The sequence below is a fragment of the Parvibaculum lavamentivorans DS-1 genome (assembly GCF_000017565.1).
Taxonomy (GTDB): domain Bacteria; phylum Pseudomonadota; class Alphaproteobacteria; order Parvibaculales; family Parvibaculaceae; genus Parvibaculum; species Parvibaculum lavamentivorans.
In genome coordinates this window covers 708,783-728,716 of sequence record NC_009719.1, presented here as the reverse complement: position 1 = coordinate 728,716, position 19,934 = coordinate 708,783, and the positions used below count along the sequence as shown (strand labels likewise).

22 protein-coding genes are annotated in these 19,934 nt (G+C 63.2%); 10 read left to right on the top strand and 12 right to left on the bottom strand.

What is annotated here, in order from left to right; translation table 11 throughout:
• The first annotated feature begins 38 nt into the window (after nt 1-38).
• Both tldD and PLAV_RS18710 read left to right on the top strand, forming a co-directional pair.
• Nucleotides 39-1,472: a metalloprotease TldD gene (tldD, locus tag PLAV_RS03395; protein ID WP_011995580.1), complete on the top strand. Its 1,434-nt coding sequence runs from the start codon at nt 39-41 to the stop codon at nt 1,470-1,472.
• Nucleotides 1,473-1,519: 47 nt separating this feature from the next.
• Nucleotides 1,520-2,332, top strand: a complete 813-nt coding sequence (locus PLAV_RS18710) for an AraC family transcriptional regulator (RefSeq protein WP_011995579.1) — start codon at nt 1,520-1,522, stop codon at nt 2,330-2,332.
• Here PLAV_RS18710 and PLAV_RS18705 read toward each other — a convergent pair.
• Complete coding sequence (locus tag PLAV_RS18705) at nt 2,329-2,748, bottom strand: cupin domain-containing protein (protein WP_011995578.1); 420 nt, start codon at nt 2,746-2,748, stop codon at nt 2,329-2,331. The genes PLAV_RS18710 and PLAV_RS18705 overlap by 4 nt on opposite strands.
• A 164-nt stretch (nt 2,749-2,912) precedes the next feature.
• Between PLAV_RS18705 and PLAV_RS03380 the strand changes: the two genes are divergently transcribed.
• Nucleotides 2,913-3,425, top strand: coding sequence for a DinB family protein (locus PLAV_RS03380; protein WP_011995577.1), 513 nt, complete (start codon nt 2,913-2,915; stop codon nt 3,423-3,425).
• Nucleotides 3,426-3,428: 3 nt separating this feature from the next.
• Here PLAV_RS03380 and PLAV_RS03375 read toward each other — a convergent pair whose 3' ends face one another.
• The 8 genes from PLAV_RS03375 to PLAV_RS03340 all read right to left on the bottom strand — a co-directional run bounded on the left by PLAV_RS03375 (nt 3,429) and on the right by PLAV_RS03340 (nt 9,366).
• On the bottom strand, nt 3,429-3,932 hold the full coding sequence (locus PLAV_RS03375) for a P-loop NTPase family protein (protein WP_011995576.1): 504 nt from the start codon (nt 3,930-3,932) through the stop codon (nt 3,429-3,431).
• Nucleotides 3,933-4,343 (bottom strand): type II toxin-antitoxin system VapC family toxin, encoded by a 411-nt coding sequence (locus PLAV_RS03370; protein WP_011995575.1) that lies wholly within the window; start codon nt 4,341-4,343, stop codon nt 3,933-3,935.
• Nucleotides 4,340-4,582, bottom strand: a complete 243-nt coding sequence (locus PLAV_RS03365; protein ID WP_011995574.1) for an AbrB/MazE/SpoVT family DNA-binding domain-containing protein — start codon at nt 4,580-4,582, stop codon at nt 4,340-4,342. The genes PLAV_RS03370 and PLAV_RS03365 overlap by 4 nt, the downstream gene beginning before the upstream one ends.
• A 57-nt stretch (nt 4,583-4,639) precedes the next feature.
• The gene (locus PLAV_RS03360) at nt 4,640-5,023 is read right to left on the bottom strand and encodes a VOC family protein (RefSeq protein ID WP_011995573.1); all 384 of its coding nucleotides are present in this window, start codon (nt 5,021-5,023) and stop codon (nt 4,640-4,642) included.
• 209 nt (nt 5,024-5,232) lie between these two features.
• Complete coding sequence (locus PLAV_RS03355) at nt 5,233-6,603, bottom strand: glutamate--cysteine ligase (protein WP_011995572.1); 1,371 nt, start codon at nt 6,601-6,603, stop codon at nt 5,233-5,235.
• Between the two features lie 452 nt (nt 6,604-7,055).
• The gene (locus PLAV_RS03350; RefSeq protein ID WP_011995571.1) at nt 7,056-7,646 is read right to left on the bottom strand and encodes an NAD(P)H-dependent oxidoreductase; all 591 of its coding nucleotides are present in this window, start codon (nt 7,644-7,646) and stop codon (nt 7,056-7,058) included.
• A 123-nt stretch (nt 7,647-7,769) separates the two neighbouring features.
• The gene (locus PLAV_RS03345) at nt 7,770-8,564 is read right to left on the bottom strand and encodes a 16S rRNA (uracil(1498)-N(3))-methyltransferase (RefSeq protein WP_011995570.1); all 795 of its coding nucleotides are present in this window, start codon (nt 8,562-8,564) and stop codon (nt 7,770-7,772) included.
• 280 nt (nt 8,565-8,844) lie between these two features.
• Nucleotides 8,845-9,366 (bottom strand): hypothetical protein, encoded by a 522-nt coding sequence (locus PLAV_RS03340; RefSeq protein WP_011995569.1) that lies wholly within the window; start codon nt 9,364-9,366, stop codon nt 8,845-8,847.
• Between the two features lie 182 nt (nt 9,367-9,548).
• On the opposite strand from PLAV_RS03340, the gene PLAV_RS03335 reads away from it, so the two are divergent.
• Complete coding sequence (locus tag PLAV_RS03335) at nt 9,549-10,043, top strand: NUDIX hydrolase (RefSeq protein WP_011995568.1); 495 nt, start codon at nt 9,549-9,551, stop codon at nt 10,041-10,043.
• A 175-nt stretch (nt 10,044-10,218) separates the two neighbouring features.
• A complete protein-coding gene (gene ubiA / locus PLAV_RS03330; RefSeq protein WP_041536280.1) occupies nt 10,219-11,136 on the top strand; it encodes a 4-hydroxybenzoate octaprenyltransferase in 918 nt (305 codons plus the stop codon).
• On the opposite strand, the gene PLAV_RS03325 is transcribed toward ubiA, so the two are convergent.
• Nucleotides 11,133-12,404 (bottom strand): MFS transporter, encoded by a 1,272-nt coding sequence (locus PLAV_RS03325; RefSeq protein WP_011995566.1) that lies wholly within the window; start codon nt 12,402-12,404, stop codon nt 11,133-11,135. The two genes, ubiA and PLAV_RS03325, sit on opposite strands and share 4 nt — an antisense overlap.
• Before the next feature lie 153 nt (nt 12,405-12,557).
• Here PLAV_RS03325 and PLAV_RS19590 point away from each other — a divergent pair, with 153 nt between their 5' ends.
• The 5 genes from PLAV_RS19590 (at nt 12,558) to PLAV_RS18700 (ending at nt 17,857) form a co-directional block, all read left to right on the top strand.
• Complete coding sequence (locus PLAV_RS19590; protein ID WP_168713170.1) at nt 12,558-12,734, top strand: hypothetical protein; 177 nt, start codon at nt 12,558-12,560, stop codon at nt 12,732-12,734.
• Nucleotides 12,735-12,887: 153 nt separating this feature from the next.
• A complete protein-coding gene (locus tag PLAV_RS03315) occupies nt 12,888-13,544 on the top strand; it encodes a TetR/AcrR family transcriptional regulator (RefSeq protein WP_011995565.1) in 657 nt (218 codons plus the stop codon).
• Nucleotides 13,541-14,560: a fatty acid desaturase family protein gene (locus PLAV_RS03310; protein ID WP_011995564.1), complete on the top strand. Its 1,020-nt coding sequence runs from the start codon at nt 13,541-13,543 to the stop codon at nt 14,558-14,560. Before PLAV_RS03315 ends, PLAV_RS03310 begins: the two co-directional genes overlap by 4 nt.
• A gap of 90 nt (nt 14,561-14,650) precedes the next feature.
• On the top strand, nt 14,651-15,721 hold the full coding sequence (locus PLAV_RS03305) for a phosphotransferase (protein ID WP_011995563.1): 1,071 nt from the start codon (nt 14,651-14,653) through the stop codon (nt 15,719-15,721).
• A 150-nt stretch (nt 15,722-15,871) separates the two neighbouring features.
• A complete protein-coding gene (locus PLAV_RS18700) occupies nt 15,872-17,857 on the top strand; it encodes a PAS domain S-box protein (protein WP_011995562.1) in 1,986 nt (661 codons plus the stop codon).
• Between the two features lie 3 nt (nt 17,858-17,860).
• Here the strand turns inward: PLAV_RS18700 and PLAV_RS03295 are convergent, their stop codons facing one another.
• Together PLAV_RS03295 and PLAV_RS03290 are read right to left on the bottom strand one after the other, a co-directional pair.
• Nucleotides 17,861-18,520, bottom strand: a complete 660-nt coding sequence (locus PLAV_RS03295; protein ID WP_041535825.1) for a glutathione S-transferase family protein — start codon at nt 18,518-18,520, stop codon at nt 17,861-17,863.
• Nucleotides 18,521-18,643: 123 nt separating this feature from the next.
• A complete protein-coding gene (locus PLAV_RS03290; RefSeq protein WP_011995560.1) occupies nt 18,644-19,882 on the bottom strand; it encodes an acyl-CoA dehydrogenase family protein in 1,239 nt (412 codons plus the stop codon).
• Between the last annotated feature and the right edge of the window lie 52 nt (nt 19,883-19,934).

Below are 19,934 nucleotides of genomic sequence, written 5' to 3'. Positions count from 1 at the left end.
GGGCGGAGCAATCCAGGAGCAACTGGAAAGCCAGGATCATGACCTCTTCTTCCGACGATCTCTTCTTCACCCGCACCGGGCTCGACCGCGACCGCGTCTCGGCGCTTGTCGGCGAGACGCTCTCCGGCGCTGATGATGGCGAGCTCTTCATGGAGTACCGCCAGTCGGAAGTGCTCGGCTTCGACGATGGCCGCCTGAAAACCGCGAGCTTCGACACCAATCAGGGCTTCGGGCTTCGCTGCGTCGCGGGCGAGGCGACGGGATATGCCCATGCCTCCGAACTCTCCGAAGCCGCGTTGAAGCGCGCGAGCGATGCCGTGCAGGCGGTGAAGACGGGTCACACCGGCGTCTCCGCCGAAGGCCCCGCCCGCACCAATACGCATCTTTATTCGGATGAAAATCCTCTCGGCGCGCAGAGCTTCGAGGAGAAGGTGAAGCTGCTGGCCGAGATTGACGCCTATGCCCGGGCGAAGGATCCCCGCATCCAGCAGGTCTCGGCCTCGCTTGCGGGCGAGTGGCAGGCGGTCGAGATCGTCCGCGCCGACGGCTCGTCGCTGCGCGACATCCGCCCCCTTGTCCGTCTCAACGTCGCCATCGTCGCCGGCGAGAATGGCCGCCAGGAGACGGGCTCCTACGGCGTCGGCGGCCGCATGGGCTATGACGTCTTCATCGACCCGCTGAAATGGCAGGCGCAGGTGGACGAGGCGCTACGTCAGGCGCTGGTCAATCTCGAAGCCGTCCCCGCCCCCGCCGGCGAAATGGATGTGGTGCTCGGGCCGGGCTGGCCGGGCATCCTGCTTCACGAAGCCATCGGCCACGGCCTCGAGGGCGATTTCAACCGCAAGAAGACCTCCGCCTTTGCGGGGCTCCTCGGCCAGCGCGTCGCCGCGCCCGGCATCACGGTCGTCGATGACGGCACGCTCGCGGATCGCCGCGGCTCGCTCACCATCGACGACGAGGGCACGCCGACCTCGCGCACCGTCCTCATCGAAGACGGCATCCTGAAGGGCTACATGCAGGACCGCCTCAACGCCCGCCTCATGGGCATGGCGGCGACGGGCAATGGCCGCCGCGAATCCTACGCGCATCAGCCGATGCCGCGCATGACCAACACCTATATGCTGTCCGGCCATCACGATCCGAGCGAGATTCTCGCCTCCGTGAAGAAGGGCCTTTACGCCGTCTCCTTCGGCGGCGGCCAGGTCGACATCACATCCGGCAAGTTCGTCTTTACCTGCACCGAAGCCTACATGATCGAGGACGGCAAGATCGGCGCGCCGGTCAAGGGCGCGACGCTGATCGGCAACGGACCGGACGTCCTCACCCGCGTCTCCATGATCGGCAACGACATGAAGCTCGATCCCGGCATCGGCACTTGCGGCAAGGCAGGACAAGGCGTCCCCGTCGGCGTCGGCCAGCCGACGCTCCGCATCGACGGGCTGACGGTCGGCGGTACGGCGCGGGCGGCATAAGAAAGGCCGCACAACAGCGTGACGCAAGACGGCGAGGGAATTCCGCCATGCCGCAAGTTCGATCGCAGACCGCGCCCGAGGACCGCGCGCTTTATCTCTGGCCGGACGCCGCCCTTTATATCGGCCGCGACGTTGCGCCCGATACGCATCGCCACAGCGCGGCCCAATGCGCCGTCGCGCTTGACGGCACCCTGCTCGTGCGGACGGAAGACGGCTGCGAAATCGAAACCAGGGAAGCCGTGTTCGTCGATGCGAATGTAACCCATTCGATCGCAAGCCCCGGCGGGAATGTCGCCTTCCTTTATCTCGAGCGAACCTTCTTTTCCCAATGGCCCGTCCCGGCGGGCAGCGGACAATCCGTACAAGGCATATATTTCCTGCGCGCCACGCTCGATGCGGCGCTCCGCGCACGGCTCGCGGCGAGCTGGTCGGCGCCGCTCGGCGAGGCGGAGGCTTCCGAAACGAGGGAAGGCATCCTCGCGCTCCTCCTGCCCGCCGGCGCGCGGCGGCCGCCGGTCGATCCCCGCATCCGAAAGATACTCGGCCACATCGCCACGCATACGAGCGACCATCCGAGCGGAGAGCGGCTTGCGGCGCTGGCCGGCCTCTCGCCGGGCCGCTTCCAGCATCTCTTCACCGAGCATGCGGGCATGCCCGTCCGCCGCTATCTTCTGTGGTGCCGCATTCGCCGCGGCATCGAGGCGCTGCATGACGGCGCCAACCTAACGCGCGCGGCGCATGAAGCGGGCTTCTCCGACTCCGCCCATTTCAGCCGGACCTTCAGGGCGATGACCGGCATCCCGCCCTCGGAAGTTTTCGGCCGGAAATCCGGCACCAGCATCATTTTTTGCGGCGGCTAGCGGTCGTCGCCGCTTGCGGCAACGTCTCGGAGTTCCGTTCCTCCCGGCGGCGTCACGAAAAGCAGCGCCACCGGACCCATCCAGTCGAAGCGGTGCCATCGCCCGCGCGGCACGATAGCGGCATCGCCCGCCGTGAGCGTCACGCCATCAGCCGCACCTTCGAGAATGAGCGCGACCTCTCCTTCAAGCACATGGATGAATTCGTCGCCTTCCGGGTGGATTTCCCACTGGTCGGCATGAAGGTCGTCCGGTCCCTCCGCCTTCATGCGGGCAAGCAGCAAGCCGCCCTCCTCTCCCGCTTCCCGCATGGCCGTCAGCGAAAATTCGCGGCGCTTTATCTCCCCGCATGTCTTCAGGTGAAAGAGTTCTCTCTCGGGATTGCCCGTCTCTATAGACGCCCTGTTTCGTTCGTTCATCTCGTCCTCCCGGCCATTGCCCTCGGACCTTAGCGGCAGCCCCACCGCCGCACTTGCACGATCCTGCTACCGCCCCGCCAGGGAGCCGATAGCAGGATCGTTCAAGTGCCGCCCTTCTCTACGCCCTAGCGTGAGGCACTTTCTCGCAACTCCGGGAGCCAGCCATGCCGCCAAGCAGTGCATTTCATACCCTCGCAGCCTATGGGGCGTGGGAGAATGACGGCCTCTACACCATCCTCGAAACGGCGCCCGGCGCTCTCGACGTCGAGGAAGCGCCCATCATGCTCGCCATCCTCAACCATGCCTATGCCGTCAGCCGCATCTTCCAGGCGCATATTCTGGGCGAGACGCATCCCTATCGCTCGGCCAATCCGGATCCGCTGCCTTTCGACGAACTCGCCGCCAATGTCCGCTCCACCGACCACTGGTATGTCGACTACGCCCGCTCGGCAAAAGCGGCCGAACTCGACGAGCGCGTCGATTTCCGTTTCACGAGCGGCGAACCGGGCTGCATGTCGCGCGGCGAGATGGTGCTGCATGTCGTCAATCACGGCACCTATCACCGGGGCAATGTCGGGGTCATCCTGCTGAAAAACGGCATTCCGGTGCCGTCGGGAACAGCCGGCTTGCCCGACTTCCTCTCCCTCACCCGGTCCTTGAAGGCCGTGAGCGCCTGAGCCTCACCACCGGCTCAGGAAGGCCGCGATCTCTGCATCGCTCCGCAGGCGGAACACTTGCGCGTGCGCCGCGTCGCGCGCCAGTGTCTCTTCCATCATCGCGTCATGCGTGCGCTTGAAGTTCCAGATGAAGCGGTAGAACTGGAGATCGAATTTCTCCGGGCAGCCGGGCGCAAGGTCGGCGCGGTTCCGGCCCAACTGTGTCAGCGTCCGGCGAAAGGCGCGCCACAGGCAGATCCGGCGCGGCTGGTCGAGCCAGACGACCATGTCCGCGCGCGGCAGGCGCAGGTCGAAGGTGCGGCTGAAATTGCCGTCGATCACCCATCGCTCTTCCGCCACCGCCGCCGCGACCTTCGGGCGGAACTCGTCATAGGAACTCTCGGTCCAGCCCGGCTTCCAGAACAGCACGTCGAGATGCACTACCGGCAGCCCGAGTTTCTCGCCCAGCTTCCGCGCAAGCGTCGACTTGCCGCCGCCGGAGCAGCCGATGACGAGGATGCGCTGCATCTATTTCCCGAGCCGCGAGAATGACGGATGTTGGGCGGCCTTCCGGTCGAAGGTGAGCGTGGTCGAGCAGCCCGCCGCCGCATTCACTTCCGCGATGAGATAGTCCGCGAAATCCGCCTTGCCGCCCACGAAGGCATCGAGCGCGCGGCGCACCGTTTCGCCGCTCTCCATTTCGACATTCGCGCTTGCAATCAGCCGCGAGACGATTTCCTCGATTACCTTCCGGCTCTGTCCGGCCTTGTTGCGCAAGACCCAGATGGTTTCGGCAAGAACGATATGATTGACGAAGAAGGTATCGCCGCTTTCGAGAATGACCCGCGCGACAAGCTTCGCCTGTTCCGGCGCATTGTCCTCGACGCCGGAATCGTCGAGCAACCAGCGCAGCAGAATATTGGTGTCGAGGCCGATCACCGGGCGCGCCTGCCTCTGGCTTCCTCGATCCAGCTTTCGATCTCGCCCGGCTTCGCCTTCACGCCCTTCACGACACCTCGCAGATCGCCAAGCGAATCCGTTTTCGCTTCCAGGTAGAAGCGTCCGTCCTCGCCTTGCGCAAAAACGACCTTGTCGCCCTCCTGCAGATTAAGGGCGCGGCGCATTTCGGCGGGCAGCGTGATCTGCCCCTTGGATGTGAGCTTGGCGTTGTAGCCCATCGCTGAATTCCTTACCTTGTCTTGAAAAAGTAAGGAATTTGGCGGCCAAAGTCAAGATCAGCCCTTCGAGCTGTGGCAGACCGCCTGCAGCTTGTTGCCCTCCGGGTCGCGCACATAGGCGCCGTAGTAATTCGGATGGTAATGCGGGCGGAGCCCCGGCTCGCCTTCGCTGGTGCCGCCCGCCTTCAGCGCCGCCGCATGGAACGCATCGACGGATTTACGGTCCGGCGCGAGGAAGGCCGCGTGCCAGCCATTGCCGGGATGATGCGGCTCGCCGTTGAAGGGCGTCACGACGAAAACCTTCGGCCCCGTCGCCGTGCCATAGGACAGCGTGCCCGGCACCTTGAAGAACGGCACGATTCCGAGTGTCGCCAGCACCGCGTCATAGAAGGCGGCTGCCTTCTCCGGGTCCTGCGAGCCGATGGTGATGTGACTGAACAAGAGTGCCCTCCCCTGCCAAAGAGTTTTTCCGATCTCTTCCCACCCTCCCCTTGGGGGAGGGTCGAAATTTGGGCCGCGCGAGCGGAACAAATTTCGGGGCGGGGTAAGCGGCGAGGCTCAGCCCCCGCCCCGAAAAATTCTTCGCTATCGCTCGAATTTTGTCGACCCGCCCCCGAGGGGCGGGTGAAGCATGAGCGCCGGATATTTCCCTAAAACGCGAACTCCTCGAACACCGGATCGACCGAGCCGTTCCAGCGTCCATGGTAAAGCTCCAGCAGCTCTTCGGCCGGCGACTTCCCCTTCGCGACGATCGCTTCGACCGCGCTCAGATGGATCGCTTCCGTCCCGCCGACGCCATCGCCATTGCCGCGCGCGTCGAGGCCGGCGCGTGAAATCTCCACCGCGCGGCGCGCCACGTCGAGCAACGTGCCGCCGCGGAACGGCGTGTGAAGCCCGTGCTTCGCCACGCCGTCGCGCAAGCCCTGCCGCTCTTCCGCCGTCCAGTCCTTCACAAGGTCCCAAGCCGCGTCGAGCGACGACTGGTCATACATGAGCCCGACCCAGAAGGCCGGCAGCGCGCAGATGCGCGCCCAGGGCCCGCCATCCGCGCCGCGCATCTCCATGTAGTTCTTGATCCGCGCTTCCGGGAAGATCGTCGTCAGATGGTTGTTCCAGTCGCCCCGCGTCGGCGTCTCGCCGGGAAGCGCCGGCAGCTTTCCGTTCAGAAAGTCGCGGAAGCTCTGCCCCGTCGCGTCGATATATTTGCCGTCGCGATAGACGAAATACATCGGCACATCGAGCGCATAATCCACATAGCGCTCGAAGCCGAAGCCGTCCTCGAAGACGAAGGGGATCATGCCGGAGCGCGCCTTGTCCGTGTCGGTCCAGACGTGGCTGCGATAGGAGAGATAGCCGTTCGGCTTTCCTTCCGTGAACGGAGAATTGGCGAAGATCGCCGTCGCGACCGGCTGCAGCGCTACGCCCACGCGCAGTTTCTTCACCATGTCGGGTTCGGAGGCGAAGTCGAGGTTCACCTGCACCGTGCAGGAGCGGTACATCATGTCGAGGCCCATGGTCCCGACCTTCTTCATGTATTCCGTCATGATCTTGTAGCGGCCCTTGGGCATGACCGGAATTTCGTCGCGCCGCCAGTTGGGCGTGAAGCCCAATCCCAGAAAGCCGATGCCGTGTTCCGCGCCCACTTCCTTCACCTGCGCCAGGTGGTCGTGAAGCTCGGAACAGGTCTGGTGCAGCGTTTCCAGCGCCGCGCCCGACAATTCGAACTGCCCGCCGGGTTCGAGCGAAATATTGCCGCGTTCGCCATTGCCGCTTTCGAGCCCGATGATGTTCTCGCCTTCCATCACCGGCTCCCAGCCGAAGCGCGTCAGCCCTTCCAGCATGGCGCGGATGCCGTGCTCGCCGCCATAGGGGATCGGCGTGCGGTTATGAACGCAGAAGGGAAATTTCTCGTGCTCGGTGCCGATGCGCCAGTCGCTCTTCGGCTTGTTGCCGCGCTCCAGCGCAGCCACGAGATCGCGGCGGTCGGTGATGGGCTCGGGCCCGGCAACGAGAATGCTCATGCGAGCCCCTTTTCCTGAACGGACCTTATTCGTTGCGGGTCGGCAGCCCCTGCCCCCGGTCCGGTCCTCACATGCGCAAAGATGTAGGAGCGGGAGCGGGGCCTGACAAGCGCCAATGTCGGTTCATAAAGGAACAGGCGAGGAGAACGAAAGGACGGGCATACGAAGGCGCCGAGCGCGAAATGGAATCATTCCACCTCGCTCCTTCCCCTCGCACTCAACTTCCCACCCTCTCTTGGGGGGAGGGTGAAGAACTAGCAGGACATCGATCCATCTCCCCCACCCGCCCTTGGGGGGCGGGTCGACAAAATTCGAGCGATAGCGAAGAATTTTTCGGGGCGGGGGCTCTGCCTCGCCGCTTACCCCGCCCCGAAATTTGTTCCGCTGGCGCGGCCCAAATTTCGACCCTCCCCCAAGGGGAGGGTGGGAAAGATAGTGCGGGAAGCAGCCCCTCAAACCACCCGCGCCATCCGCCGTCTCACCGCCGCCAGATAGCGTTCCCGCTTGTTCTGCGTCGAGCCGTCCATCTGGTAGCAGCCGAGCCAGAGCTGGCGGCAGTCCGGCGCACAGAGCGCCCTCATGCCGCGCATCAGCACCCGGCGATGCGGCTCGCCGACGAGCTTCGACCACCACCAGGGCGCGCCGCAGCTCGTCACGGCCGCCAGCAGATGGATATGCGTCAGTCCCGGCTGAATGCGCCCGCCGCCCGGCGGCAGGTGAAAGGCGACGCCCGGCAGCCAGACGCGGTCGAGCCAGCCCTTCAGCATCGCCGGCATGTCGTACCACCAGGTCGGAAAGACGAAGACAATTCCTTCCGCCCATTTCAGATCCTCGGCATAGGAACCGAGCCCTTCAGGCACTTCCCGCTCGTTCTCATAGGCGGCATGTTCTTCCGCCGTGAAGCGCGGATCGAAACCATCCGCATAGAGATCGACTATTCGCGTCTCGTGCCCGGCCTGCTCAAGCCCTTTCACAGCCGCGTCCCGCATCGCCGCGACGAAGCTCTTCTCTACCGGGTGGCAATAAACAACCAGCACGCGCATTCCGTGTCATTCCTTTCAGACATCGCGGATTTTCGAAATCAGGACCCTGACAAAACGCGCCGGGTTCCATCGGGTTCCATCCCGGTTCCGCAGGCGGAAATACGTCGCAAAAACGTTGGCTTCTCACCAGTCCCCCAGCGCAAGCCCCACAACCGCCAGCGCCGCAATTGCCGCCGTGTCGGCCCGCATGATGCGCGGCCCGAGCGAGAGCACCGCCGTATCCTTCCGCCCCCGGAGCATATCGCGTTCCTTCGGCGAGAACCCGCCCTCCGGCCCGATCAATATGGCGAGCGGCGCGCCGCGCCAGCCCTCTTCCGCCAGCCGCGCCAGCGCCTCGCGCGCCGCGCCCGGTTCCTCGCTCTCGTCGCAGAAGAGGATGCGCCGTCCCGGCGCCGCCTCCTCCCACCGCGCGAGCAGGCTGCCGAGCTTTTCCGCTTCCCGCACCTCCGGCACGGCGACGAGGCCGCATTGCTCCGCCGCCTCCACGGCATTCGCCTGCAGCCGCTCATCCTTCAGCCGCGTCACGACGGTGCGCTCCGTGATGACCGGCTGGATCACCGCCGCCCCCATCTCCGTCGCCTTCTGCGCGATGAAATCGAGCCGCGCCTTCTTCACCGGCGCGAAGAGCAGCCAGATATCGGGCAGCGGCTCCTGCACCCTCGTCTGCGCCGTCAGCTCCAGCACGCAATTCTTCTTGTGCGCTTCCGCGATCCGCGCCGCCCATTCCCCGTCCCGCCCGTTGAAAAGCAGCACAGCCGCCCCCTCGCCCATCCGCAGCACATTGACGAGATAATGCGATTGGTCGCGCTCGAGCGTCAGCCTCGCGCCCGCGTTCAACGGCTCTTCTATATAGAGCCGCGCCTTCCCGCTCGCACAGCGGGGGGCGTCGTCGGTGATGTCGGGAGTTGTGTCGGCCATCGCACCCTCTGTCGTCACTCACCTTGTAAGGCGCGCACTACCTTTGCCAAAAACAAAATTGTCATCCCGGCGAAAGCCGGGGCCCATGGGCCTCTCGCCTTGCCACGGCTTCAGATGGATTCCGGCTTTCGCCGGAATGACATTCTCTCATTCAGGTAGCCCGATCCCAATGTCGGCAGTCCGTCGGCGTGGTGCTGCACGAGCCCTACCGGGTCACCATCTTCCGCTCCCACAAAGTTCGCCTCAAGCAACCTCGCAAAGCGGCGCATCCGGAAGCCACTCAATACTCCGTCCTCTGGAATCGGATGAGGCGAAGAACGTACGACAGCAAGACTGGCACCAGAAACAGGAGAATGAGATGAAGAAAGTAGATTAGCCCCAAACCGGCCCTCTCTTTACGAAGATCGCATTCCTGATACGCACAGGAGTTCGGGACACCAAACAGGACATAGACAAAAAGTACGAAGAAGAGGCCCAGCGTTAAGGCAGTGACCTCCGGTTTTGACTTCAGAAATTCGCCATTGTCGGGCAGTCGAAATATGCCCCGCCCGGAAAGCATGAAGCCGAGGCCGAACACGACGATTTCGACAGCACCCAGCAGAAAGGCACGCGCCTGAAAGAGCGCCATCGTCTCGCTGAGTGCCTTATCCGCGCTTGGCTGCCCAAGAATGGTCTCCGTGGTTTCGATGATCCACTCTGCGAAACTCGAATCCAGATCACCATAGAAACCGCGCCCAAGAACGTAGAACCACAGGAAGTAGAGGGAGAGGAGAACGGCGCTGGCCACATTGAGGCGCGCCACGACGCGTCGCTCAGCATCCCATTCTCACTGTTCCTCATCCGTGGGAAACTTCGGACGCGGAACCAACTCGCCAAACCTCCACATGCGCGCCCTCCCCCTCCTTGTCCCTGTCGAAAGCAAATGCTGTTCTTCTTGGGTACTCTAATGTTGCGCCCCTTCCGACTGTAGTCGACAAAACCCCCATGCACCCCCGCAAGACCGCCCGTGTCCTCCTCTTCGATCCGCAGAACCGTCTCCTCCTCGTCCGCATGCATGACCCGGATGTCGGCGATGCCGCGGGCAAGGTGCTGGCCGCGCCCTATTGGGTGACCATCGGCGGGGAAATCGAGCCCGGAGAGGACGTTGCCACAGCGGCAAGGCGGGAGCTCCGGGAGGAGACGGGACTGAGCGGCGTCCGCTTCGGTCCACCCGTCTGGACCACCGAACATTCGCTTTGCATCCACGGCAAAACCCGTCTCCTTCAGGAGACCTTCCTCCCCGCCTGGACCGATGCAACCGATCTCAACCAGAGCGCGTGGACCGAGCTGGAGCGGCAGGTCATTCACGAGATGAAATGGTGGACGCCGGGTGAGCTTCAGGCGACGGAGGAGACCATTTTCCCCACTTCGCTGCCGCAACATATCCCCGCCCTGACAAGGGGAGATATCCCCGCTTTGCCCTTCGCAATCGCACCCTGACGAGCCGGCAAAACACCAGATGACGGTTTCGTGACGGTTGGATGACAGTCGCCTGCATTATGGCATATCCATGCCCTCTCCCGGGGTGCAAACAAGGCTCCGAATCGCTAGTGTCGGCCCGTCGAAACAGCCCCGGAAAATGCTCCCTGGGCGCCTCCTCGCAGCGGATCCGAAGATGACCCAGCAGGCCGAAACCCGCGTCGCCGATGCGCCGCCCGCGAACTGGGTGGACCGCTTCGCGCCTCGTTTCGCGCGTCCCTATATGCGGCTCGCGCGCCTCGACAGGCCCATCGGCACATGGCTGCTGCTGCTCCCTTGCTGGTGGTCTATCGCGCTTGCAGGCGATGCGGGCCCGGACCTCGGCCTCATGCTTATCTTCGCTATCGGCGCAATCGTCATGCGCGGCGCGGGCTGCACATGGAACGACATCGCGGATCGCAACATCGACGCGGCGGTGGAGCGCACGCGGTCGCGTCCCATTCCATCGGGCGCCGTCAGCGTCAAGGCCGCGTGGATTTTTCTTGCCGCGCAATGTCTCGCCGGTCTCGCGGTTCTTCTTTCGCTCAATGCGTTCACCATCGCGCTTGGCCTCGCATCGCTCGCGCTCGTCGCGATCTATCCTTTCATGAAGCGCGTCACGTATTGGCCGCAGATCGTTCTCGGCCTCGCCTTCAATTGGGGCGCGCTGATGGGCTGGGCGGCCGTCACGGGTTCGCTCGCGCTCGCGCCGGCGCTGCTTTATCTCGGCGCGATCTTCTGGACCGTCGGCTATGACACGATCTATGCGCATCAGGACAAGGACGACGATGCGCTGATCGGCGTCAAGTCATCGGCGCTGAAGCTCGGGGCATCCACGCGGAAATGGCTCTGGGTTTTCTATGGTGCGATGATCGCGGCGCTTGTCGCGTCGGGCGCCGCCGCCTCCATCGGCATGTTCTTCTATCTCGGCGTCGCGCTCGCCGCCCTGCAGCTCGTCTGGCAGATCGTGAAGCTCGATGTCGACGATCCGGCGCTCTGCCTTCACCTCTTCCGCTCCAATCGCGATTTCGGCTTCATCGTCTTCGCCGCCATCGTCGCGGGAAAACTCTTCTAGCCGGGTTCCTGCGGCTTCACGTCGGAGAGCTTGTCGACCTTTCTCAGGTCCGGGAAAAGCCACATCCATATGCCGACGACGCCGAGCGTGCCGAGGCCGCCGATCACGACGGCGGGAACGGTTCCGAACCATGCGGCCGTAAGACCGGATTCGAATTCGCCGAGTTCGTTCGAGGCGCCGATGAAGAGCATTTCCACGGCCGTCACGCGGCCGAGCATGGGCTGTGGGGTGGCGAGCGGAATAAGCGTCGAGCGGATGTTGACGCTCACCATGTCGGAGGCGCCCATGATCGCCAGCGCGCCGAGCGTCAGCAGGAAATCTTCCGACAATCCGAACGCGATGGTGGCGACACCGAAAATGGTGACGCAGGCGAACATGATGTGGCCGGTGCGCTTCCTGATCGGCCGCCAGATGATGAGCAGGTTGACGATGATGGCGCCGATGGCGGGCGCGGATCGCATGAGCCCGAGCCCTTCCGGTCCGACATGCAATATATCGCGCGCGAAGATCGGCAGCAGCGCCACCGCGCCGCCGAGCAGCACCGCGAAGAGATCGAGCGAGATTGCGCCGAGCACGATGGGCGTGCGGCGCATATAGGCGATGCCCGCCGTCACGCGCTTCAGCGCGCCGACGGTGGAGCCGGTCGTTCCGACGGGCGGGCGCGTACGGATCGCGAGGAAGGCGGCGGCGACGCAGAGAAAAAGCGCGGCGCAGAGCGCATAGACGAGGACCGGGCCGAAGAGGTAGAGCCCGCCGCCGATTGCCGGTCCGGTGATGACCGCGATCTGGAACGAGGATGAGCTTACCGCCACCGCGCGCGGCAATTGCACCGCCGAGACGAGCAGCGGCACGAAGGAGCGGGAGGCAGGCGCCATGAAGGCGCGCGCGCAACCGAACAGTGCCAGCGCCGCGTAAAAATATGTGACGTCGCCTGAATGCGTCAGTGTGAGGAGGATCAGCCAGCCTGCCGCCGCCGCCTCCATCACCGCGCTCACCGCCACGATGATGCGGCGGTCGATGCGGTCGGCGATGTCGCCTGCCGGCAGGGTCAGCAGCACGATCGGCAGGAATTGCGCGAGGCCGACATAGCCGAGCGCCATCGGGCTCTCCGTGATGTCGTAGACCTGCCAGCCCACCGCCACCGACTGGATCAGCATGGCGAGCGTGCCGAGGAACCTGCCGGAAATGTAGAGCCTGAAGTCGCGCAGCCGGAAAAGCCCGGCGGTCGTGTCCTCGGTCATGCGGTCGGTCGGCGGTGTTGAAGTCATCTTCCGGATTCCGTTTTGCCGCTTTATGCCCCAACCCCTCTCCCTTGTCGCTGCCCATCCGCGCAAGCCCTTTTGTCGCAGGCGCAAATGCTTGAATTTTTGCGCCGCATCGCTAAATATGTTGCATCGCAATATCTCCGGAAGGAGGCAGCTATGTTGAAGAAAATGCTCAGAAAATGGCTTCATGAGGCCGCTCTGGCGGCCGAGGTTTTCACGGGTCAGGCGCATTGGCGCGCGTTCGAGGAGAGGGCGCGCCAGACGGCGCCGAAACAGGCTCAGGCGTCCGCCGCCGATCATGATTTTGTCCCGGTGCTTCGCGCCGCCGATTGATCCGTATACGTCTAAAAAAGCCCCCGGCTTTCGCCTCCCGTGATTACGGGAAAAGCGAAAGCCGGGGTTTTTGTTTGCGAGGCCGCGGGCGCGCACTCTTGACGGACTTGGGTGAACCATGGTTCATTTCATCGATGAACGGAGGTTCATATCTTGGCCTACAGGCAGACTGACAAGGTGGCGGCACGGCTGGCGGACACCCGGCGCAGCATCCTCGATGCAGCGCGGATGCTTGTGGCCGATGGCGGCTTTGCGGCCGTTCAGATGACCGAGATTGCAAAAAGAGCCGGCGTCGCAACAGGCACGCTTTACCGCTATTTCTCCTCCAAGGAAGAACTTTGCCGACAGGTATTTCGCGAAGTGTCCGCGCGGGAGATGGACATGCTCGCGACAATCGCTTCGGGGAACGAACCTGCGCGCGAGAGGCTGGCCGAGGTGCTGCGCACATTCGCCAGCCGCGCCGTTCGGGGCCGGCGCCTGGCCTATGTCCTGCTCGCCGAGCCTGTGGATGTGAACCTTGCCGAGGAGCGCGCCTTCTTCCGTCGCACCCATGCCGAGATCTTCGCCGGCATTCTCGAGGACGGCATTGAGACCGGCGAATTTCCAAAGACCAATGCGCGGATTGCGGCCGCCTGCATCGCAGGCGCCATACCCACGGCGTTGATCGGTCCCCTCGCACCGGAATCGCACGAGCTCGACAGCGCGCCCGAGCGCGTGGTGGAAGAGATCGTCAGTTTCTGCATGGCAGGTGCCGGCGTGACGGCGCCACGAAAATCGAACCAGACGAAAGAACGGAGAGCATCGCTATGAGCGCCGCGAAAGACCTTCTCACGCCAGGACAACTCGCCATTGTGCGCCAGCGCTCGGACATCCGCGGCACATGGGCGGTGGTTCACGCCTGGGGCGTCATCTTCGGCGCCATGGCCGTCTTCGTCGCCTTTCCCAATCCGCTCACCTATATCCTCGCGGTAATGGTCATCGGTGCACGCCAGCTTGGGTTGGCGATCCTCATGCATGACGGCGCGCATGGCATCCTCACGCATAATCCGAAGCTCAACGCGTTTCTGAGCCAGTGGCTCTGCGCTTATCCGATGATGGCGGAGACGGGCACCTATCGCCGCTACCACCTGAAGCATCACGCGAATACGCAGCAGCCCGAAGATCCCGACCTCATCCTGTCGGCGCCCTTTCCGATCACGCGCAAGAGCTTCCGCCGCAAGATGATCCGCGATCTCACCGGCCAGACCGGCTATCAGCAGCGCAAGGCGCAGATATTGAACGCCATCGGGAAAGCGGATTGGCCGCTCGAACAGCGTCTGCGGCACTTCTGGAGCAAGCTCGGCCGGGCGACCGTTGCCCAACTCGCGATCTTTACGGTGCTTGCTGCCGCCGGCCACTGGTATCTCTATTTCGTCCTCTGGCTCGTGCCGTTCCTCACCTGGCAACAGGCGATCACGCGCATCCGCAACATCGCGGAACATGCCATGGTACCGGACGATAACGATCCGTTCCGCCATGCGCGGACGACCAAGGCCAATCTCATCGAACGCGCGCTCATCGCCCCCTACTGGGTGAATTATCACGTCGAGCATCACCTGATGATGTGGGTGCCCTGCTATAACCTTCCCCTCGCGCGCCGCTTCCTGATCGCGAACGGCCATGGCCCCCGCATGGAGACGAAGGAGAACTATGTCGAGGTGATCCGCATGGCGACTTCGCGCCCGGACACGGACGACAAGCCTGGCAGCGTCGTCCACAATGCACGGCGGCAGCGCGTTTCCGGCACCATGGGCGAAGGCTTTGCGGAGAGCCAGGACGCGGCTTGAGCTTTCCGCTGCGTCCGATCCGCCGCCTTTGTCGCGCCTCGCCCGCGTGGTAAGTCTCTCCCAACAAGATTTTAATTCCGGGAGAGAAACATGGCCGAAGCAGCCGGTGCCGAGCAGGAAACCACCGCCATCCGCGAGGCGCATCGCTTCGATCTGAAGCGGCTCGAGGCCTATTGCCGCGACGCCGTCGAAGGCTTCGGCGGCACGCTCGAAGTGCGCCAGTTCGAGGGCGGGCAGTCAAACCCCACATTCCTGCTGACAACAACAGGTGCAGGCGGCGGCAAACGCTATGTGATGCGCAAGAAGCCACCGGGACAGCTTCTCGCCAGTGCCCATCAGGTCGATCGCGAGTATCGGGTGATGAAGGCGCTCGCCGAAACCGATGTTCCGGTTCCGCATATGTATGCGCTTTGCGAGGATGACAGCGTCATCGGCACGTCCTTCTATGTCATGGAATATCTGGAAGGCCGCGTCTTCCGCGAGTCGGTCATGCCCGGGGCGAGCGAGGCGGAGCGCCGCGCCGTTTACGCCAACCTCGCGGAAAATCTCGCGAAGCTTCACAAGGTCGACTACGAGAAGGTAGGCCTCGGCGATTTCGGAAGGCCGGGCAATTATTTCGAGCGCCAGACCGGCCGCTGGATCAAGCAGTATCGCGGCGCGCAGACGGCCGACATTCCGTCGATGGAAAAGCTCATCGACTACCTGCCGGCGCATATTCCCGACGAGCCCTCGGTAACGATCGCACATGGCGATTACCGTCTCGGCAACACGATGTTCCACCCTACCGAGCCGCGCATGATCGCGGTGCTCGACTGGGAGCTTTGCACCATCGGCCATCCGTTTGCCGATGTCGCTTACACCTGCATGTACGATCTTCTGGGCATCGCAGGCGGCGCCACGGAGATCGACCGCAATGAAACGCCGGGCATACCGACGGAGCAGGAGTTCGTCGCCGAGTATTGCCGCCATGCCGGCCGCGACGGCATTCCGAACTGGAATTTCTATCTTGCCTTCTCGATGTTCCGTCTCGCTTCCATCAGTCAGGGTGTCTACAAGCGCGGGCTCGACGGCAATGCGAGTTCGGAGCGCGCGATGACGCTGGGAGATTCCTGCCGCCTGCTCGCGGATCGCGCATGGCAAATCATACAGCGCCCGGACTAATCAGGCTTTGCGCCGAAAATACGGTTAGCGCTCCGTTAACGTCGTATTGACGGGCAATGGAAAGTTAAACAAATGTCCCTAGCATCCTCCCTGTAGCGGCACCTGCCGGTTCGCGAAAGCAGCCGGCGCATCCGTGAGTGGGGAGAATCCATGGGCCGTCCCGCAGACAAGGGACAAGCGGCGAAGCAGTCCGAGACCAGTGCGGGAGAATTCCGCGCGGCATCGGGCGATTTCTATCGCGCCCTCGTCGAAAATGTCGGCGACATCCTCACCATTCTCGATTGCGACGGCGTCATCACCTATCAGAGCCCGGCTGTGCGCAAGGCGATGGGCACGTCGGAAGATCTTCTCGTCGGGCGCCGGATCGCGGATCTCGTTCATCCCGACGACCGTGAGCGCATCGAGCGGCGTATTGCGGAATGTGCGCGCGTCCCCGGCTCGGAAGTCCTGGAACTCGTGCGCCTGCCGCATCTCAACGGAACGTGGCGCCGCCTGGAAACGCGCGGATGCAATCTGATCGGCGACCCCGATGTGGCCGGTATCCTGTGCGTCTCTCGCGACGTAACCGAAACCCATATGCTGGAAAGCAAGCTGCGCGAAGCCGAGCAGCTGGCGCGCTTCGGCCATTGGCGCTGGGTGAAGGGCGAGCCGGCGCCGCAATGGTCGCGCGGCGTGGCCAGGATCCTCGGCCTTGAAGAGGGTCAGCTTCCCGCCGCCGGCGACTGGTACGAACATCTCGTTCACCCGGAAGACCGCGACGAGCTTCTTTCACAATTCATCGACGCCTTCGAGACGCACGAGCCCGTAAATTCCATTACCCGCTTTCGTGCCGGAGACGGGAACTACCGCTACATCAAGACCTATGCCTATGCCGAGGCTGATGCCTATAGCGAGATCGGCGCGCTTGTCGGCCTCGCAGAAGATGTGCATGAGGAGGTCGAGGCCGAACTCGCGCTCAAGGCGAGCGAAGCGAAATACCGGCTGATGACGGAGCAGGCCTCCGACGTCGTGGCGCATTACGACGCGGAATCGAAAGTCATCTTCATCTCACCTGCCGTCGAGCCGATCCTCGGCCGGAAGGCCGAGGAATTCATCGGCAATCCGATTTCGGAAGAGATGATCCACCGGGAAGATTTTCCGCGCGCGCGGGATGCCTTCATCCAGTGCATTACCAGCGGCGAGTCGGTCCATTTCGACTACCGGTTCCTTCACAAGGACGGACACTATGTCTGGCTTGAGTCGACGATGCGCCGGGCGTGCGACACGGATGGCAGGCAGACGGCGGAAGTGATCGGTATCACGCGCGACATCAGCGAGCGCAAGCGGCACGAGATGGAGCTTCTCGATGCGCGTGAGCGCGCAGAAACCGCGAGCCGTACGAAGTCCCGCTTCCTCGCCAATATGAGCCACGAGCTCCGGACACCGCTCAACGCGATCATCGGATTCTCGGAAATTCTGCGTATGCAGATGTTCGGCGCGCTCGGGCATCCGCGATATACCGAATATGCGCAGCTCATCAACGAAAGCGGCGCGCTTCTCCTCGATCTCATAAGCGACATTCTCGACATGTCGAAGATCGAGGCGGGAAAATACGAACTGCATCCCGAAACGGTGGACGCTGCCGCTCTCATCGAATCCTGCGTGCGCCTCGTCCGCGGCCGGGCCGAGGAGAACGGCATTCACCTCGTCAAGAAAATCCAATGCGCGGAGCTTGGCGGCACCCTTGTCGCGGATGAGCGCGCCCTCAAGCAGATCATGCTGAACCTTCTGTCCAACTCGGCGAAATTCACGCCGGCGGGCGGGCGCATTTCGGTTGCGCTTACGGAGACGGAAGAAACGATCTGTTTCGCCGTCGCCGATACGGGGCGCGGCATCCCGGCCGATCAGATCGCGCGGCTCGGCCAACCCTTTGAACAGATCGCGACAGATGCGGCGCTCAGCAAGGAGGGTACAGGCCTCGGCCTTGCCCTGGTGCGCTCTCTTGCCGAGTTGCATGGCGGCAGCATGGCGATCGACAGCGAACTCGGCGTCGGCACAACGGTCACTGTAACGCTTCCGAAGATCCCCTATTGCGCGCTGCCCTCGTCCGCACCGGCCGCGGAGCCGGAGCCCGGTCCCATCGCGGCGACAATCTAGCCGTCAGCTTCCCATCATCCGGCGCAGGGCTGCGTCCAGTTCGGCCACCACTTTCGCGGCGGCGGGATGTTTCTGCACGCCCTTGTAATAGGCCTGCGCCGAAGGAAAATTCTTGAGCGGATCGACTTCACCGAACATCGGGCCTATCTGATCGAAGAAAAACAGGATCGGCACCAGCGTGCAATCCGCAATGGTCAGTGTGTTGCCGACGGCACATTCGGGGCTGCCGATGTAATGATCCAGCCAGCCCATCGCCTTTGTCAGCTCGGCCATTTCGCGGGCAACGACGTTCGGGTCGCGGCCGGCGGGATTGATCTGGGTAAAGAGTTCGCCCATAGGCACCATGACGTAGAGATCGCCGATCCGCGCGAGAAGCCGCATGCGCGCCGCCGCTACGGGGTCGCTCGGCCGCATCGGTATGCCGAGCCCCTTGTCCTCGAAATATTCGAGGATCGTTTCGGACTCCGGCACCGTAATGTCGCCATCGACAAGCAGCGGCACCTTGTGCATCGGCGCAAGGCGGCTGAACTCGGGTTCCAGCTCCGGGTTCGGCATGTCGAGCAGTTCCACGTCCAGATCCTTGGCATAGATCGCCAGGCGGCAGCGCGCGGCAAAGGGCGAAAGCTGCGCGTTGTAGAGTTTCATTCCGGTGGCAATGCTCATGATCTTGTCCGCTGCGTGATTTGTCCGTCGCATGAAAACGGCCGGCCCTGTCGGGACCGGCCGTAACCATGCTCGCTCATCCGAAAGCCCAAAACCGGCGAATGAAACGATCGCTTTTCACGATCATTCCGCCGCGGCGCGGACCTTGTTCATGTGCTTCTTGAACTCAAGCCGCGCAATGGTGCGGTTGTGCACTTCGTCCGGACCGTCGGCCAGGCGCAGCGTGCGAATACCCGAATACATTTTCGCAAGACCGAAATCGGTGGTCACGCCGCCGCCGCCATGAGCCTGGATGGCATCGTCGATGACCTTGAGGGCCATGCGGGGCGCGGCCACCTTGATCATGGCGATCTCGGTGCGGGCGACCTTGTTGCCCACCGTGTCCATCATGTAGGCGGCTTTCAGCGTCAGCAGGCGGCACATCTCGATTTCGGTGCGGGCTTCCGCCACGCGCTGTTCCCACACGGAGTGATCGGCGATCTTCTTGCCGAAAGCTTCGCGCGAGAGCAGGCGCTGACACATCTTTTCGAGCGCGCGTTCCGCAACGCCGATGGTGCGCATGCAGTGATGAATGCGGCCAGGTCCAAGGCGGCCCTGGCTGATTTCGAAACCGCGGCCTTCGCCGAGGAGAAGATTCTCGGCGGGAACGCGGACATTTTCGAGAATGACTTCCGCGTGGCCGTGCGGCGCGTCGTCATAGCCGAACACGGGCAGCATGCGCACGATCTTGACGCCCTTGGCATCGAGCGGCATGAGGATCTGCGACTGCTGGCGATAGGTGTCGGCCTTCGGATCGGTCTTGCCCATCACGATCGCGATCTTGCAGCGCGGATCGCCGACGCCCGAGGACCACCACTTGCGGCCGTTGATGACGTATTCATCACCGTCGCGTTCGATGCGCGTCGCGATGTTGGTGGCGTCGGATGAAGCGACATCCGGCTCGGTCATCAGGAACGCCGAGCGGATTTTGCCCTGAAGCAGCGGCTCCAGATATTCCTTCTTGTGGCGCTCGTTGCCGTAGCGTTCCAACACTTCCATGTTGCCGGTGTCGGGCGCGGAGCAGTTGAAGACTTCCGACGCCCAGCCGACCCGGCCCATGATTTCGCAGGCCGAGGAATATTCAAGATTGCTCAGCCCGCCGCCACGCTCGGATTCCGGCAGGAAGAGATTCCACAGGCCCTCTTCCTGCGCCTTCGGCTTCAGGTCTTCGAGGATCTGCGGCACCTGCCAAGGATTGCCCGCCTCGCGGAAGGCCTTCATCTGGTCGTCATAGGTTTTCTCGTTCGGATAGATGTACTTGTCCATGAACCGCTCGAGACGAGCCAGCAGTTCCTTGACCTTGTCGGTATGTTCGAAATTCATGAGGTCTCCCCTTCGTATTTCTTGTGGGTTGGAGGCTTTGAGCCTCCTTCTC